Origin of the sequence: Streptomyces sp. NPDC059900, assembly GCF_050270335.1 — a bacterium.
GTDB lineage: Bacteria > Actinomycetota > Actinomycetes > Streptomycetales > Streptomycetaceae > Streptomyces.
Map to the genome: position 1 here is coordinate 1 of NZ_JBNNJZ010000173.1, position 14,899 is coordinate 14,899.

Sequence of the window (14,899 nt, forward strand, 5' to 3'; positions counted from 1 at the left end):
CCGTCGCGTTCCGCCGTCCCGTTCCGGCCTCGCGTTCCGCCCCCGGGAGGCGGCAGGATGGGGCCATGGATCTTGGACTGAAGGATCGCGTCTACGTCATCACCGGCGCCACCCGCGGCCTGGGCAACGCCGCCGCGCGTGCGCTGGTCGCGGACGGCGCGAAAGTAGTGATCACCGGACGGGACGAGAAGACGGTCGCCGAGGCGGCGGGCGAGCTCGGCGACAACGCCCGCGGCATCGCGGCGGACAACGCCGATCCGGCCGTCGCCGACCGGCTCATCGCCGCCGCACGCGAGCATTTCGGGCGTTTCGACGGTGTGCTGATCAGTGTCGGCGGGCCCGCGCCGGGCTTCGTCGCCGACAACACGGACGAGCAGTGGGAGTCGGCCTTCGAGTCGGTCTTCCTCGGGGCGGTCCGCCTGGCCCGCGGCGCGGCGGCGGAGCTCGGCGAGGGCGGCGTCATCGGCTTCGTCCTCTCGGCCTCCGTGCACGAGCCGATTCCGGGGCTGACCATCTCCAACGGGCTGCGGCCCGGGCTCGCGGGCTTCGCGAAGTCGCTCTCCGACGAGGTCGGGCCGCGGGGCATCCGTGTCGTCGGGCTGCTTCCGTCCCGTATCGACACCGACCGGGTGCGGCAGCTCGACGGTCTCTCGGCCGACCCCGAGGCGACCCGGGCGGGCCACGAGTCGCGGATTCCGCTGCGGCGCTACGGAACCCCGGAGGAGTTCGGGCAGACCGCGGCGTTCCTGCTCTCGCCCGCGGCGTCCTACCTGACGGGCATCATGCTGCCGGTGGACGGCGGCGCACGGCACGGGTTCTGACCCCCGTACACGCTGTCCTCGCGGGCCGGAACATCCGGCCCGCGAGGACGGGGTCAACTGACCCGCTCAGCCCGATGCTTCACACCCCGCAGCTGCACCACCGCGGGCAGCCGGTCGAGGCCCGCGGAATCCCTCGCGTGGGCCAGCGCCTGAGCGGAGAGCAGGTGCAGCGCCTCCCCCGGCGTCGCATGGGGCTCCAGGTGCAGGGACACCCGCGCCTCCGGCGCGTTGCGGCGGCCCGTCAGGAAGACCGCGGCCCGCTGCACGCCCTCGAGGGACTCCGCCTCCCCCACGAGCACGTTCTCCAGTGCCCGCCCGCGCAGCAGCGCCCCCTCGCCGTCGCCGGTCTCCACCAGGACCTCGGCCAGCCTCCGCCGCCTGAACTGCGCCACCAGCCACCACAGGGCGAGCAGCAGGCACACCGCGAGCACGGCGATCACCGTGGGCCAGAACCAGCCCTCGTCCCGCCACCGGTCCCGGTCCGCGTCGCTCAGCAGGACGTCACGCTTCCCGTCGTGGACCCACCACGACGGCGGCGACACCCCGAGTCCGACGGCGAGCACCGAGCCGCCCCCGAGCACGAGCACCAGGCCGATCAGGCCGAGGACCACACGATTGACCGTCTTCAGCATCGCGCTCAGCCCTTCCTGCCGGGCCGCGCCACCCGCACCGAGAGCGCGGGGCCGCGGCCTAGACCCAGGTCCCTGATGCCGTCGGCCAGCGTGGCGTCCAGATCCGCTCGTACGTCGTCGAGTTCACGGAAGTGCGAGACGGCGCGGACGTCCACCTTGGAGCGCTTCATGCGGACCCGCACCGACTGCACGCCGGACACGTCCATCGCCCGGTCCCGCAGCACCGTCGCGGCGGCGCCCCGGTGCAGCCCCGCGCGGACGTCGGGGTCATCGCGACGCATCGCGAGGACCGTCCGGAGGCCGGGGGTCGCGGCGAGCACGATCAGCCACACCCCGGCGGCCGCGGCCACCCCGGCGCCGACGAGGACCCAGGTGTCCTTCAGGGGCCGCTCGGCGAGTTCACGGGCCAGATCGCTCCGCCACCCCATGGCGGAGTGCCCGGCCCGCACCGCCGCGACGTCGTACAGCAAAAGCCCCGCGCCGCCCAGGAGCAGCAGCGCGAGGACGGCGGAGGGCACGCGCCGCGGTGACCAGAAGCGGGTCGCCTTCGTGTCGTCGGCCAGCGTGGGCGGCGGGTCGTACGACGCCGCGGACGCCGACTGGTCGAGTTCGCTCCCGGCGCGTTCGACGACGGGCACCGGCTGCGTGCCGCCCGCGCCACCCGCCGCATGAGACCCCTGGGCCTCGCTCATCGCGTCCTCCCCTGTGCAGCGCCGTGCGAGTGTGCCGAGTGCAGCCGCTCGACCTGGACCGCGACCTCGGGCACTTCCATTCCCGCCAACGCCTTTACCCGCTCGGTGACTTGGCGACGCACCGCGCCGCACTGCCCGCCGATGTCCGAGGGGTAGTCGAGATCGACGCTGACGCGCACGTGGGCGACGTCGTGGCGGACGGTGACGGTCGCGTGCGGCGGCGAGCCGTTGACGGGGATCCGGGTCAGCGCCTCACGTGCCGCCTGCGCCGCGATCTTGGCGACGACCCGGTCGGCGATCCGGGTCGCGCCGCGCTCCCCCGGCGCGACCTGTGGCGCCACGGCTCACCGCCGCCGGTCGTCGCCACGGGTACGGAAGAAGTCGCCGAGCTCCAGGTCCCCCTCGAGGAACCGGCCCGCGACAAACCCTATGGCGCCCAACGCGGCCACCAGCAAGAACGCCCCGAACCCGCCGAAGTACCCGGCGAAGCCGAGTGCCATTCCGGCCACCATGCCGATCACGGCCATGCTCATCGTGCGCTCCTAGAGTTTGCGCTCACGGCGACAGCATTACTGAAGGCGGCCCTGTTTCTGGAGGAGGCCGTACCACTGGAGGAGGCCGCACGACGGAAAGCGGCCGTCCTACTGAAGGCGGCCTTGCGGCTCATCGTCTTCCTCGTCCGGGAGCTTCACGTCGCTCACCGCGATGTTCACCTCGACGACTTCGAGCCCCGTCATGCGCTCGACCGCCGAGATGACGTTCTCCCGCACGGCGCGCGTGACGTCCGCGATCGAGACGCCGTACTCGACGACGATCTCCAGGTCGAGTGCCGTCTGCACCTCGCCGACCTCGGCCTTCACGCCGCGCGAGACGGACTTGGCGCTCGAACCGCCGGGCACCCGGTCGCGTACAGCGCCAAACGTCCTGGCGAGTCCGCCGCCCATGGCGTGCACGCCGACGACGTCGCGGGCCGCGAGCCCGGCGATCTTCTCCACGACGCCGTCGGCGATGGTGGTGCGCCCGCGGGTGGCGGGGTCTCCGCCGCCCCTCCTGGTCGATCCGCTCTTCCCCGTCGCCTCGTCGGGTGACTCCTTCGCGAGGGTCTCCTGGGGCCGGTTCCGCTGTCCGGTGTCGCTCATCGCCGTCTGTCCCTTTCGAAAGGGGATCTGCTCCTTCGCCCACACTAAGTGCGGTTCCGTCCGCGCGCGCCAGGGATGCGGCAGGCTGGGGCAATGACCGGTGACGGATGGACCGATGCGGTGCGGCGGCAGCTCGGCCTGGGGCGGGTGCTTCCGCTGGGCGGCCCCGGTGACGGCGCCTGGCTGACCGAGGCGTGCGCGGGCGGGGTACTGCGCCGTGCGGCGGATCAGGTGAACGGCGTACGTCTTGGCGCTCTGCGCCTCGCGCTCGCCGATCCGTCGAAGGCGGACGTCTCCTCGGTGCCGTCACCGCCGAGCGCGCTGCCGCCGGGTCCGCTGCGGATCACGGCGGAGTTCGCGGCCGAGCCGGCCGAGCCGCTTCCCGCGGCGGCGGCCCGGCTGCGGAAGGCCCTGTTCGCGGCGGCCGACGAGCGCCTCGGCCTGGTGGTCGACGAGGTGGACCTCAGCGTGACGACACTGCTCGACGCGGGGCAGGCCCCCGTCGGCGTACCGCTGGACGCGTCAAAGGCGCAGGCTCCGCCGGACGGGGCGCAGGCGGCGGCCAAGGGCGGGGACGAGGCCCGCGCGGCGAGCGCGGCGCTGGCCGTGCCGGGCGTGCGGCGGCTGACCGGCGCCCTGGGCGGGCTCGGCCGCGCGGTGCACATCGACGAGTTGCCGACGACGGACACCGCGCTGCCGCGCCGCCACGCGCGCGTGGAGCTGGCGACGGACCGCGGGCACCGCGCCGTGGACGTGGCGCTCGCGGTCCGCGCGGCGGTCGGCGAGGCACTGCGGGACCACCCTTCGGTGGCCGTACTGGTCACCGCGGTGGAGTGAGGGACACGTCGGCGCGGTGGAGCGGGCGCGTCAGTCGCCGAGGCCCGCCAGGTCCCGCAGACGGCGCCCCTGGGCGGCACGCTCGGCGGTGCGCTGCTCCTCGTAGGTGCGTCCGGCCACGCCCTGCAAGAGGGCCTTGGTCTCGATGACGGCGTCGCGCGGCGCGGCGAGCAGCGCCGCGGCCAGGTCGCGCACGGACGCGTCGAGCTGGTCGGCGGGCACGACGAGGTTGGCCAGGCCCACCCGCTCGGCTTCGGGCGCGTGGACGAACCGCCCGGTGGCGCAGATCTCCAGGGCGCGGGCGTAGCCGACAAGACCCACGAGGGGGTGCGTGCCGGTGAGGTCGGGCACCAGGCCCAGGCTGGTCTCGCGCATGGCGAACTGCACGTCGTCGGCGGCGATGCGCAGGTCGCAGGCGAGCGCGAGCTGGAAGCCCGCACCGATGGCGTGCCCCTGCACGGCGGCGATGGACACGAGGTCACTGCGCCGCCACCAGGTGAACGCCTCCTGGTACTCCGCGATCGTCGCGTCGAGGACGTCGTCCTCACCGCGTGCCAGATCGATGAATGACGGCTCGCCGTCGAAGCCCTCGGGCGTGAACGCCTGGCGGTCGAGGCCCGCGGAGAAGGACTTGCCCTCACCGCGGAGCACGACGACACGGACACTGCCCGGCAACAACCGGCCTGCCTCGGCCAACGCCCTCCACAGCGCGGGAGATTGGGCGTTGCGCTTGGCCGGGTTGGCCAGCGTCACCGTGGCGACGGCCTCGTCGACAGTCAGGCGTACGCCGTCCTTGTCGAGTACCGGTGCGGATCCGCCGAGTTCACTGCCGGGCGAAACCATAGGAGCCTCCGATGGTGGTGTGCAGTCGGTCGGGACGCGCGGACGCGCCCTTAAGTGACTGCACAGTAACCACCCGACCGATCAGTGGATCGACCGGGTGGTCACCGTCGGAGCCGGTGAACCGCCCGCAGCCGTCAGCCGGCTGCGGCCTTCTTGCCTCGCGTCGCCCCGCCGCGTCCCCGCAGCGTGACTCCGGACTCGCTGAGCATGCGGTGCACAAAACCGTACGAACGGCCGGTCTCCTCGGCCAACGCCCGGATGCTCGCACCGCCGTCGTACTTCTTCTTCAGGTCTGCCGCGAGCTTGTCGCGCGCGGCGCCGGTTACCCGGCTGCCCTTCTTCAGAGTCTCGGCCACCCGTGCCTCCTCATGGGAAGTGCGCTCTGGACTTCTCATGATCACCCCTCTCGGGCTTCCTGGCCACCCATTCGGCAAGGTCCGTACGACGAGGTTTCCCGTCAGGGCAAGCGACACCACGAGCGGAATTAAAGATTCCGAGTGCCGAATTCCATACGGCTGAATGGGTCGAGCGACAAAGTGCCAGGTCAGCGCGGTGTCGAACGAGAATCGCCGCCGAGACCACGACCGCGGGGGAAATCCGTGTATCCCACACTTCAGTACGAGGAGACCTCACACAGATGAAGGATCACGGATCGGCCGAATGATCCATACGCTGTGGATCAGTTATTCGATCAACCAATGTGGACGCACATGAGGCCCCCGCGCGGCCACCGCCGGGATCAGGCGAGGGCGACCAGATCGGCGTAGTCCTGGCCCCACAGGTCCTCGACTCCGTCGGGCAGCAGGATGATCCGCTCCGGCTGGAGCGCCTCCACCGCGCCCTCGTCGTGCGTGACGAGGACGACCGCGCCCTTGTACGTGCGCAGGGCGCCGAGGATCTCCTCGCGGCTTGCCGGGTCGAGGTTGTTGGTGGGCTCGTCGAGGAGCAGCACGTTGGCGGAGGAGACGACCAGGGTCGCGAGGGCCAGACGGGTCTTCTCGCCGCCGGAGAGGACGCCCGCGGGCTTGTCGACGTCGTCGCCGGAGAAGAGGAACGAACCGAGCGTCTTGCGCACCGACACCAGGTCGAGGTCGGGGGCGGCCGAGCGCATGTTCTCCAGGACCGTGCGCTCCGGGTCGAGGGTCTCGTGCTCCTGGGCGTAGTAGCCGAGCTTGAGGCCGTGGCCCTCGATGACCTGCCCGGTGTCGGGCTTCTCGGCGCCGCCGAGGAGCCGCAGGAGGGTGGTCTTGCCCGCGCCGTTGAGGCCGAGGATGACCACGCGGGAGCCCTTGTCGATGGCGAGGTCGACGTCGGTGAAGATCTCCAGGGAGCCGTACGACTTGGAGAGGCCCTCGGCCATCAGCGGGGTCTTGCCGCAGGGCGAGGGATCCGGGAAGCGCAGCTTGGCGACCTTGTCGCTCTGGCGCACCTCCTCCAGGCCCGCGAGGAGCTTGTCGGCGCGCTTGGCCATGTTCTGGGCGGCGACGGTCTTGGTGGCCTTGGCGCGCATCTTGTCGGCCTGCGAATGGAGCGTCGCGGCCTTCTTCTCGGCGTTCTGGCGCTCGCGCTTGCGGCGCTTCTCGTCGGACTCGCGCTGCTGCTGGTAGAGCTTCCAGCCCATGTTGTAGACGTCGATCTGGGCGCGGTTGGCGTCCAGATAGAAGACCTTGTTGACGACCGTCTCGACCAGCTCGACGTCGTGGGAGATCACGATGAAGCCGCCGCGGTAGGACTTGAGGTAGTCCCTGAGCCAGACGATGGAGTCGGCGTCGAGGTGGTTGGTCGGCTCGTCGAGGAGCAGGGTGTCGGCGTCCGAGAAGAGGATGCGGGCCAGCTCGACGCGGCGGCGCTGACCGCCGGAGAGCGTGTGCAGGGGCTGGCCGAGCACGCGGTCGGGGAGGCTGAGCGCGGCGGCGATGGTGGCGGCCTCGGCCTCGGCGGCGTACCCGCCCTTGGTGAGGAACTCCGTCTCCTGGCGCTCGTACTGCTTCATCGCCTTGTCGCGGGTGGCGCCGGAGCCGTTGGCGATGCGCTGTTCGTTCTCGCGCATCTTGCGGATGAGAGTGTCCAGGCCGCGGGCGGACAGGATGCGGTCGCGGGCCAGCACGTCCAGGTCGCCGGTACGGGGGTCCTGCGGGAGGTAGCCGACCTCTCCGCCGCGGCTGATGGTGCCGCCGGCCGGGACGCCTTCGCCCGCGAGGCACTTGGTGAGCGTGGTCTTGCCCGCTCCGTTGCGCCCCACCAGGCCGATGCGGTCGCCCTTGGCGATACGGAAGGTGGCGTTCTCGATGAGGATGCGGGCGCCGGCGCGCAGCTCGATGCCGGAAGCGGTGATCACGGACAGACTCCTGGGCAGGGGTGGGTATGGACGGCGGAAGTTCGGAAGGCGATCACGCCGTCTAATGCACGAGGAGAATGGCCATGGGCCAATTCTAACGGTGCGATGCAAGCTCTTTTTCTGCCCGGGTTCCCGCGTCGCCGGGGGCGCCGCCCGGCAGCTCGTTGCCCAGGGGCGTTCGCCCGGGCACGATCCGGCCGAGGTCGTCCACGGCGATCAGCTGTGAGGTCCACGGCGCCGCCGCGTCGCCGCAGGGCTGGGCGACCATCAGGGCGCCGCGGTGGCGCACGGAGCGGGCGGGTTCGAAGGCGCAGCCCGGCTCGGCGGGCAGCACCCAGCGCAGGTCGCCGTCGGCGCTGCGGTAGGCGGCGATGCGCCGCGGGGTGACGACGGCGAGCATCCGGCCGCGGGGGTCGAGCCGGTTGAGGACTCCGGCGGCGCCCCGGGCGGCCGGGGTGCGCAGCCAGGCGGCGCTGCCGGGGACGGCGCGGTGCCAGCGCACCGCGCTGCCGTCGGTGCGCACGGTGTCGGTGACCAGGCCGTCGTCCCAGAGCGCGATGGCGTGCTCCGGGGCGGGCAGCAGGGCGAGCGGACGGGCGCCTTCACGCTTGTACGTCCAGCGCGGCCGGCCCGTCTGCCCGTCGTACGCCTCGACCGCGCGGCCCCTGGTCCGCAGACCGGGGTCGGCCGCACCGGGGTCCACGCGCGCGTGGACGCTCACGTGGTCTCCGTAGGGGGCCGGCCGTGAGTGGTGGGCGGCGGTGATGAGCGGCAGGGCGAGGAGGCCGAGGACCACCGGGAGCGCGAGCCGGGAGCCCCGGCGGGCGGGCACCGGTCGCACGGGCCCGGATCCGGTCATCCCGAACGGCACTACGGACACGACGCCCCCCTCTTCGGCATCTCTGCCGGTACCTCTGCCCACGCGACAGGCGCAGAGCGTAGCGGCGGCGTCACCGTGCGGGCCCGGGCGTCGGCCGCGACACGGCGCACCGGACGGCCGGGGTCCCCCGTTCGGACCTCCGTCCGGCGCCGCGCGCGGTCGGACATACCAGGATGAAGGCGCCGGTATCCCGGCACAGGGCGACGAGACGCCGCCCAGGACGCGAGGCAGAGGGTGGTGCGCCCATGCAGTTCGACGACGACGCCGATCTGGACACGTCCGAGGTACAGGACGTGCGCAACAGCCGGATTCCCGGCGGCAAGGCGACGGTCGGCGGCGGCATCGCGGGGCTGATCGCGCTGGTCCTCGGGCTGCTCTTCGGGGTCGGGCCGGACCAGCTCGGCCTCTCCTCGGGCAACGAGGAGCCCGCCGCGACGTCCTCGTCCCTGGCACAGGTCCAGCAGAGCTGCCGTACGGGTGAGGACGCGAACACCAAGGACGACTGCCGGATGGTGGCCGTGGTCAACAGCGTGCAGGACTACTGGCGCCCGGAGTTCCGGCGCAGGCAGGGCACCTACACCGACGCGCCGACCGTTCTGTACACCAGCCGGGTGGGTACGGCGTGCGGCGCGGCGTCGTCGGCGGTCGGCCCCTTCTACTGCCCCGGTGACCGGAAGGTCTATCTGGACCTGGGCTTCTTCGACGAGCTGCGGACCAAGTTCGGCTCAAGCGGCGGGCCCTTCGCGCAGGCGTACGTCGTGGCCCACGAGTACGGGCACCACGTGCAGAACCTGATGGGGACGCTGGAGCGCTCGCAGGACGGGCGTACGGGGCAGAACAGCAACGCCGTGAAGGTGGAGCTCCAGGCCGACTGCTACGCGGGGGTCTGGGCGCGCCACGCGACCCGTACCGCCGACGACAAGACGGGCAAGCCGCTGATCACCAGCCTCGACGACGCGGACATCCGCGAGGGCCTGGACGCGGCAGCCGCGGTGGGCGACGACCGCATCCAGGAGAAGTTCCAGGGCCGGGTCACCCCCGAGTCCTGGACGCACGGCTCGGCCGAGCAGCGGCAGCAGTGGTTCTACCAGGGCTACCGCACCGGCGACATGGGGCAGTGCAACACCTTCCGGTGAAGCACCCGACCGGGGGTCAGACGCCCCCGGTGTGCACCTGGAACGCCGCCCGGCGCACGGCCTTGGCGAGCGCCGGGTCGGGGTGGGCCGCGGCCAGGGCCACCAGGACCTGCACGGTGCGGGGATGCCCGATGCGCCGGACCTCGTCCAGGAGCGCGGGCACCGTGGGCTGCACCGCGGACTCCAGGTGCCGGACCAGCAGATGGGTCTCCCCGTGGTCGGCGACGGCCGCAGCGGTGTCCACCCACAGCCACGTCGACTCGTCCCGCGTCAGGACGAGATGGACGTCCTCGGGGTCGGCGCCCTCCTGCTCGGCCAGCCAGATGAGGGCGTAGGGCCGCAGGGAGGTCTCGTCCACGACGGCCCGCACCTCCGCCTCGGCGGGGGCGCCGACGACCCGCAGGGCCTCGAAGGCGAGGCCGCGCAGGAGGGCGTCCTCGCCGCGGGCGGCGTCCAGGAGCTCGGTGACGGCGCTGCCGACGGGGCGGGCCGCCAGCCATGCGCGGTACTCGGAGCGGGCCGCGTTCGGGCGCAGGCGCGCGCAGCCGCGGAGCATGTCCTCGGCGGACTGCTCGATGTTGCCCGCCGGGCTCTGCGCGGCCACGCAGATCTGCTCCAGCTTGACCCAGACCGCCCAGCTGCCGAGCGGCGTGAGCGTGGCCTGTCCTTCGGCGTACGTCAGCGCGCCGACGGCGGCGAGGCCGCGCAGTGCCCAGTCGAGGAGGGTGGCGAGGGCCGGGGTCTCGGCCGGCTCGGCGGGCTCGGCCGGCTCGGTCTGCGTGCGGTAGGGGATCTCGCAGCGCTCCGTGCGCAGTTCGGTGACGCGCTGGTCCAGGAGGTCCAGGAGCTGCGGCACGGGCACGGGGCCCGCGGAGAGCTGCAACAGGGTCAGGAGCTGCGGCATGGCCTCGACGGTTTCGGCCACGGTGGCGGGCGCCAGGTCGCGGGATGCCGCGTGCGCGAGCGACCAGGCGTCGAAGAGGGCGACCCAGCCGCGCAGCACGGCGGCGTCGTCACGGTCCCAGGCACGCAGCCGCCAGCCGGGGCGGGCGCTGTCGCCGTGCACCTCGATGAGACCGGCGAGCCGTGCGGTGTCCCAGTCGGCGCGCACCTGATCCGGGGTCAGCGCGAGCTCCGCGGCGGCGCGTTCGGCGGTGGCGGCGGAGAGGGTGCCGCGGCCGTCGGGCGTGGCGCCGGCGCGGTCGCGTCCGGGGCGCAGGGAGGTGTCGGCCCAGCGGGCGACACGGACGGCGTCGGCGAGGCGCCCCCGCGCCATCCTGGCCAGCTCGCCGGGGGCGGGCGTGCCCTCGGGCGGCCGGGGTGCGGGACGGCGCGCGCGCTGCTGCGTCACGGCGCCGGGAGTGGTCAGGGGCCGCGCTGCGCCGCGCTCCGCCCCCGCTCGCCTCTCGGCCCTGGGGGATTGAGCGCGGACGAGTCGGAGCCTTGAGTCGCGCGGGATACGGGACGTCACGGGAGCAGTCTTCCTGGTGACGGTCCGAAAACCCAAACGGAATGCTTCCGCGGGACTTAGGAGCGCTGCACCAGGGGGCTCCCGCCCGCTACATCAGGGGCGTGAGGAAGCGCCGCAGCGCCTCTTCGTAGCCTTCGGGGTCGGCGTTCCACATGGCTCCGTGGGGCGCATCCGGAACGGTGTGGAGAGTGACCAGTTCCGGGCGCGCCGCCGCCAGTTGGCGGGACGGCGTCCAGGGGGCGATCACGTCGTCGGGGCCGTGGAAGAGGAGCGTGGGGACCGTGAGCGCGCCGGGGTCCGCGGTTTCCAGGATGCGGTCGCCGCGCAGTCCCGTGCGGCCCTGGGCGGCGCGCACGGCGAGCGGCAGGAGGAGCCCCGGCGTGCGCCGGGCGGCGGCGAGCGCGCGCAGGGTGGTCTCCCAGTTCAGGACCGGGGAGTCGAGGACGAGTCCGCTGATCCTCTCGCGCAGGGCCGAGTGCGCGGCGGCGTGCAGGGCCATGGCGGCGCCGGTGGACCAGCCGTGCAGGATCACGTTCCGGGCGCCGTGCCGCACGGCGTAGCGGATGGCGGCGTCCAGGTCGCGCCACTCGGTCTCGCCGAGGTGGCCCAGGCCGTCCGGGGAGCGGGGCGCGCCGATGTCGCCGCGGTAGGCGATGTCGAGCACCGGGAACTGCTGGTGGTGCAGGAAGTCCATGACGACCATGGGGTGCTCGCGGGTCGTGCCGAGGCCGTGCACGGTGATCACCCAGGTGTCGCGGATCCCCGGCACGAACCAGGCGGGCAGGCCGCCGAGTTCGCCGGGGACGTCGATGTCCGCGTGGTCGATGTCCAGGGCGGCGTGCGGGTCGCCGATGTGGACCTGCGGGGTCAGCCAGACCTTGTCGCCGGGTTCGAGGTTGCCGTGCGTGACGCGCTCCAGGCGGCGTACGACGGTGTCCGCCTCGTGCGGCACGGAGTCCAGGACGGGCCCGATCACGGCATGGCTGCCGTTGCCGCTGAGCCCGTACGTGCCGGGGCGCAGGCTGGCGAGGGCCCGGGTCAGGGTGATCTGGCCCGCGGCGATCGCGTGGACCGTGAGGCGGGGCTCGGTCGGCAGCGGCCGGCCCGCCGGGGGCTTCAGGGCCGCGTTGCTGGCGAACCGGCCCGCGGCGACGGCGGCTGCGCCGCCCAGGAGGGCGGTCGTGACGGCGGTGACGGCCGTTGCCGTCGCTTTGGCTGGGCGCACCTGCCCAGTGTCCGGCGGGCGGGTGGCCACGGCCAGTGGGCGTAGCCCGCGGGGTGACGTCATGTGGTCCGCGTACCCGCAGGTGATGTGCTGAATCCGTGGCCGCGAGGGACGAAATCCTTGGCCGCGCGGTGCGAAATCCTTGGCCGCGCGGTACGAAACCGCCCCCGGACCCGGCCCCTCACCGCTGGCCGTATCCCCGCAGCCTGTCCTCCGCTTCCCGCAGCTGTCCCGCGGTCAGGAGGGTCGGGGCGTGGCCCGGCACCGCGCTGGCCGTCAGCCAGAGGCGGGACATCCACTCCAGCTGCGCCGTGCGGTCGTAGGCCTGGTCCAGGGTGTCTCCGTAGGTGACGGTCCCGTGGTTCTGGAGCAGGCATCCCGTGCGTTCCCTGAGGGCCCTGAGCATGTTCTCGGCCAACTCGTCGGAGCCGTAGGGCGCGTACCGGGCGACGCGGACCGGGCCACCGAGTGCGGCCGCCATGTAGTGGATGGGCGGGAGCTCCGGGACCAGGGTGGAGACGGCGGTGGCGTGCACCGCGTGGGTGTGGACGACGGCTCCGGCGCTCGTGGTGCGGTAGACCGCCAGGTGCATGGGCAGTTCGCTGGTGGGGGCGAGGTCGCCGAAGAGCTGGTTGCCGTCCTCGTCGACGCCGACCGCGTCCTGCGGCCCCAGGCGGTCGTACGGCACTCCGCTGGGGGTGACCAGGATCGTCCCGCCGGCGCCGCCGACGCGCACCGAGACGTTGCCCGACGTGCCGACCACCAGGCCGTCCGCCACCGTCCTGCGGGCCGCGGCCACCAGCTCGTCCCAGGCCCGCCCGATCACCTCCTGCCGGCCCTCGCCCCGCCGGTCCTCGCCCCGCCGGCCCGTCACGCCCCGCTGCTCCGTCATGCCGCGATCCTGCCAGCCGGGGCGGCGGCACCGCAGTGCGCAGTCCGGGGATTCCGGTTTCGGCGTCGGGCGAGCCGGGAGGGCGCGACGTCTCCCCGCTCCCGAGGCTCGACATCGGACGGGAGGCGGACCGCAAAGACGCATGGTGGTGGAGCGACCGCGGGTGCGCCGGGCGGCCGGGTGATCAGAATCTCTTCAACGGCTCCATGAAGCAGTTGAAGAGGTTCGCCAGGGGGTAGCCGGAGGGGTGGTTCCGACCCCTCTGGAAGCCTGGATTCCGGGCCTCGTGACGCCGCTCCGGTCGATCTTCGTCAGGGCCATGACGGAACCGGAGTGGCGGCGCCCCAGATTGGGTCACCGCACGGCCCGACCCAGTTCACTTTCCGTTCACCCTGCTTGCCTACGTTCCACTTGCCACTGACGTCCAACAGAAGCCTGGGTAAATGGAACACATCACGCTTCTCCTCGGGATCGTGATCGTTACCGCTCTCGTGTTCGATTTCACGAACGGTTTCCACGACACAGCCAACGCGATGGCCACAACCATCTCGACCGGCGCCCTCAAGCCCAAGACGGCGGTGGCCATGTCCGCCGTGCTGAATCTCGTCGGCGCATTCCTGTCGGTCGAAGTCGCCAAGACGATCTCTGGCGGCATCGTCAACGAGGACGGGCTCAAGACAGAGGTGATCTTCGCTGCCCTGGTGGGCGCGATCCTCTGGAATCTGTTGACCTGGCTGGTGGGCCTGCCCTCCAGCTCCTCCCACGCACTCTTCGGCGGCCTCATCGGCGCCGCGGTCATGTCGATGGGCTGGTCGTCGATCAACGGCGGCACCGTCGTCACCAAGATCCTGATCCCCGCGATCGCCGCGCCCCTGGTGGCCGGCATCGCCGCGACGCTGGCCACGCGCCTGACGTACCGCATCGGGCGCAACACCGACACCAAGGCGACCGCCAAGGGCTACCGCGCCGGCCAGATCGCCTCCGCGGGCCTCGTCTCGCTGGCCCACGGCACGAACGACGCGCAGAAGACCATGGGCATCATCACGCTCGCCCTGATCACCGGCGGCGTCCTGAACCCCGGCGCCAACCCCCCGATGTGGGTCATCGTCTCGGCCGGTGTCGCCATCGCGCTCGGCACCTACCTCGGCGGCTGGCGCATCATCCGCACCATGGGCAAGGGCCTCACGGACCTCGCGCCGCAGCAGGGCTTCGCCGCCCAGACCAGCGCCGCGACCGCGATCCTGGCCTCCTCGCACATCGGCTTCTCGCTCTCCACCACCCAGGTCTGCTCGGGCGCCGTGATGGGCGCGGGCCTCGGCCGCAAGGGCGGTGTGGTCCGCTGGTCCACGGCGACCCGCATGTTCGTCGCCTGGGGCCTCACGCTCCCCGCCGCCGGTCTGGTCGGTGCGGGCGCCGAGTTCCTCACCAAGCAGGGCCCCTGGGGCGTCGGGGCGACCGCGGCGCTTCTGGTGACCGGCTCCGCCGTCATCTGGATGCTGTCCCGGCGCAACGCCGTCGACCACACGAACGTCGCCGACGACGAGATCGGCTCCCCCGCCGAGCCCGCGGGCGTCGTGACCACCGCGATGGCCGCCGTCACGCCGCCGCCCACCGGCTCGGCCGTGACGACCTCGGACGTCGACCACGTCAAGACCACCATCCCGGCCCCGGCCCCGACCGGCACCGTGGCGGACCCCGCCCGGCCCGCCACGGTGTAAGGACGCAGCATGAACATCGACTGGGCAGCTCTCGGCTCCGTCTTCGGAGTCAGCCTCGCGGTGACGGTGGCCCTGGTGGGTCTGTTCACCCTCGGCATCGTCGGCCTCTCCAAGCACGAGGCGGCAACGTCCGGCGCGGCTTCCGCCACGGGCGGCGCCCCCTCGACGGCGCGCGCAGGAGCGTACGTCTGCTTCGCACTCTGCGCGGCGGCCGTGGCGTACGGCATCTATCTGATCGTCGCCTGACGGCCGGAGCTCACGGCGGGGTGCGGGAC

Annotated in this window: 17 protein-coding genes; 5 read left to right on the forward strand and 12 right to left on the reverse strand. The window is 72.7% G+C overall.

The genetic code is table 11. From position 1 onward, the window contains the following. Positions 1 to 65: 65 nt before the first annotated feature. Positions 66 to 821 carry an SDR family oxidoreductase gene (locus tag ACQKIP_RS22410; RefSeq protein ID WP_365853303.1) on the forward strand — a complete coding sequence of 252 codons (756 nt, stop codon included), beginning with the start codon at positions 66 to 68 and terminating at the stop codon, positions 819 to 821. Positions 822 to 874: 53 nt separating this feature from the next. Here the strand turns inward: ACQKIP_RS22410 and amaP are convergent, their stop codons facing one another. From amaP to ACQKIP_RS22435, 5 genes are all read right to left on the reverse strand, one after another. Next, a complete protein-coding gene (gene amaP / locus ACQKIP_RS22415; protein ID WP_365853301.1) occupies positions 875 to 1,453 on the reverse strand; it encodes an alkaline shock response membrane anchor protein AmaP in 579 nt (192 codons plus the stop codon). A gap of 5 nt (positions 1,454 to 1,458) precedes the next feature. After that, positions 1,459 to 2,145 carry a DUF6286 domain-containing protein gene (locus tag ACQKIP_RS22420; protein WP_365853299.1) on the reverse strand — a complete coding sequence of 229 codons (687 nt, stop codon included), beginning with the start codon at positions 2,143 to 2,145 and terminating at the stop codon, positions 1,459 to 1,461. After that, the gene (locus ACQKIP_RS22425) at positions 2,142 to 2,486 is read right to left on the reverse strand and encodes a hypothetical protein (RefSeq protein WP_365853297.1); all 345 of its coding nucleotides are present in this window, start codon (positions 2,484 to 2,486) and stop codon (positions 2,142 to 2,144) included. The genes ACQKIP_RS22420 and ACQKIP_RS22425 overlap by 4 nt, the downstream gene beginning before the upstream one ends. A gap of 3 nt (positions 2,487 to 2,489) precedes the next feature. After that, on the reverse strand, positions 2,490 to 2,678 hold the full coding sequence (locus tag ACQKIP_RS22430; RefSeq protein ID WP_249590721.1) for a hypothetical protein: 189 nt from the start codon (positions 2,676 to 2,678) through the stop codon (positions 2,490 to 2,492). A gap of 108 nt (positions 2,679 to 2,786) precedes the next feature. Beyond that, positions 2,787 to 3,284, reverse strand: coding sequence for an Asp23/Gls24 family envelope stress response protein (locus tag ACQKIP_RS22435; RefSeq protein ID WP_365853295.1), 498 nt, complete (start codon positions 3,282 to 3,284; stop codon positions 2,787 to 2,789). Positions 3,285 to 3,377: 93 nt separating this feature from the next. On the opposite strand from ACQKIP_RS22435, the gene ACQKIP_RS22440 reads away from it, so the two are divergent. After that, complete coding sequence (locus ACQKIP_RS22440) at positions 3,378 to 4,121, forward strand: nucleopolyhedrovirus P10 family protein (protein ID WP_365853293.1); 744 nt, start codon at positions 3,378 to 3,380, stop codon at positions 4,119 to 4,121. 30 nt (positions 4,122 to 4,151) lie between these two features. On the opposite strand, the gene ACQKIP_RS22445 is transcribed toward ACQKIP_RS22440, so the two are convergent. The 4 genes from ACQKIP_RS22445 to ACQKIP_RS22460 form a co-directional block, all read right to left on the reverse strand. Continuing rightward, entirely contained in the window at positions 4,152 to 4,964 is an 813-nt protein-coding gene (locus ACQKIP_RS22445; protein WP_365853291.1) for an enoyl-CoA hydratase/isomerase family protein, read from the reverse strand. Between the two features lie 134 nt (positions 4,965 to 5,098). Beyond that, entirely contained in the window at positions 5,099 to 5,320 is a 222-nt protein-coding gene (locus ACQKIP_RS22450; protein ID WP_055550175.1) for a helix-turn-helix domain-containing protein, read from the reverse strand. Between the two features lie 383 nt (positions 5,321 to 5,703). Beyond that, entirely contained in the window at positions 5,704 to 7,302 is a 1,599-nt protein-coding gene (locus ACQKIP_RS22455; RefSeq protein ID WP_365853289.1) for an ABC-F family ATP-binding cassette domain-containing protein, read from the reverse strand. Between the two features lie 94 nt (positions 7,303 to 7,396). Continuing rightward, positions 7,397 to 8,182, reverse strand: a complete 786-nt coding sequence (locus tag ACQKIP_RS22460; protein ID WP_365853287.1) for a hypothetical protein — start codon at positions 8,180 to 8,182, stop codon at positions 7,397 to 7,399. Between the two features lie 245 nt (positions 8,183 to 8,427). Here ACQKIP_RS22460 and ypfJ point away from each other — a divergent pair, with 245 nt between their 5' ends. Continuing rightward, positions 8,428 to 9,318, forward strand: coding sequence for a KPN_02809 family neutral zinc metallopeptidase (gene ypfJ / locus ACQKIP_RS22465; protein ID WP_365853285.1), 891 nt, complete (start codon positions 8,428 to 8,430; stop codon positions 9,316 to 9,318). 16 nt (positions 9,319 to 9,334) lie between these two features. On the opposite strand, the gene ACQKIP_RS22470 is transcribed toward ypfJ, so the two are convergent. From ACQKIP_RS22470 to ACQKIP_RS22480, 3 genes are all read right to left on the reverse strand, one after another. Further along, complete coding sequence (locus ACQKIP_RS22470; protein WP_427743885.1) at positions 9,335 to 10,789, reverse strand: hypothetical protein; 1,455 nt, start codon at positions 10,787 to 10,789, stop codon at positions 9,335 to 9,337. 88 nt (positions 10,790 to 10,877) lie between these two features. Continuing rightward, positions 10,878 to 12,014: an alpha/beta hydrolase family protein gene (locus tag ACQKIP_RS22475; RefSeq protein ID WP_365853281.1), complete on the reverse strand. Its 1,137-nt coding sequence runs from the start codon at positions 12,012 to 12,014 to the stop codon at positions 10,878 to 10,880. A gap of 181 nt (positions 12,015 to 12,195) precedes the next feature. After that, positions 12,196 to 12,906 (reverse strand): class II aldolase/adducin family protein, encoded by a 711-nt coding sequence (locus tag ACQKIP_RS22480; RefSeq protein ID WP_365853279.1) that lies wholly within the window; start codon positions 12,904 to 12,906, stop codon positions 12,196 to 12,198. 443 nt (positions 12,907 to 13,349) lie between these two features. Between ACQKIP_RS22480 and ACQKIP_RS22485 the strand changes: the two genes are divergently transcribed. Both ACQKIP_RS22485 and ACQKIP_RS22490 read left to right on the forward strand, forming a co-directional pair. Further along, a complete protein-coding gene (locus ACQKIP_RS22485) occupies positions 13,350 to 14,624 on the forward strand; it encodes an inorganic phosphate transporter (protein ID WP_365853277.1) in 1,275 nt (424 codons plus the stop codon). Positions 14,625 to 14,633: 9 nt separating this feature from the next. Then, complete coding sequence (locus ACQKIP_RS22490) at positions 14,634 to 14,870, forward strand: hypothetical protein (protein WP_365853275.1); 237 nt, start codon at positions 14,634 to 14,636, stop codon at positions 14,868 to 14,870. Positions 14,871 to 14,899: the final 29 nt, after the last annotated feature.

Bases quoted from the DNA above. Each gene is read 5' to 3' on its own strand.
- ypfJ (WP_365853285.1), top strand. From the start codon at position 8,428: ATGCAGTTCGACGACGACGCCGATCTGGACACGTCCGAGGTACAGGAC.
- ACQKIP_RS22445 (WP_365853291.1), bottom strand. From the start codon at position 4,964: ATGGTTTCGCCCGGCAGTGAACTCGGCGGATCCGCACCGGTACTCGAC.
- amaP (WP_365853301.1), bottom strand. From the start codon at position 1,453: ATGCTGAAGACGGTCAATCGTGTGGTCCTCGGCCTGATCGGCCTGGTG.
- ACQKIP_RS22485 (WP_365853277.1), top strand. From the start codon at position 13,350: ATGGAACACATCACGCTTCTCCTCGGGATCGTGATCGTTACCGCTCTC.
- ACQKIP_RS22480 (WP_365853279.1), bottom strand. From the start codon at position 12,906: ATGACGGAGCAGCGGGGCGTGACGGGCCGGCGGGGCGAGGACCGGCGG.
- ACQKIP_RS22435 (WP_365853295.1), bottom strand. From the start codon at position 3,284: ATGAGCGACACCGGACAGCGGAACCGGCCCCAGGAGACCCTCGCGAAG.
- ACQKIP_RS22430 (WP_249590721.1), bottom strand. From the start codon at position 2,678: ATGAGCATGGCCGTGATCGGCATGGTGGCCGGAATGGCACTCGGCTTC.
- ACQKIP_RS22420 (WP_365853299.1), bottom strand. From the start codon at position 2,145: ATGAGCGAGGCCCAGGGGTCTCATGCGGCGGGTGGCGCGGGCGGCACG.
- ACQKIP_RS22490 (WP_365853275.1), top strand. From the start codon at position 14,634: ATGAACATCGACTGGGCAGCTCTCGGCTCCGTCTTCGGAGTCAGCCTC.
- ACQKIP_RS22410 (WP_365853303.1), top strand. From the start codon at position 66: ATGGATCTTGGACTGAAGGATCGCGTCTACGTCATCACCGGCGCCACC.
- ACQKIP_RS22440 (WP_365853293.1), top strand. From the start codon at position 3,378: ATGACCGGTGACGGATGGACCGATGCGGTGCGGCGGCAGCTCGGCCTG.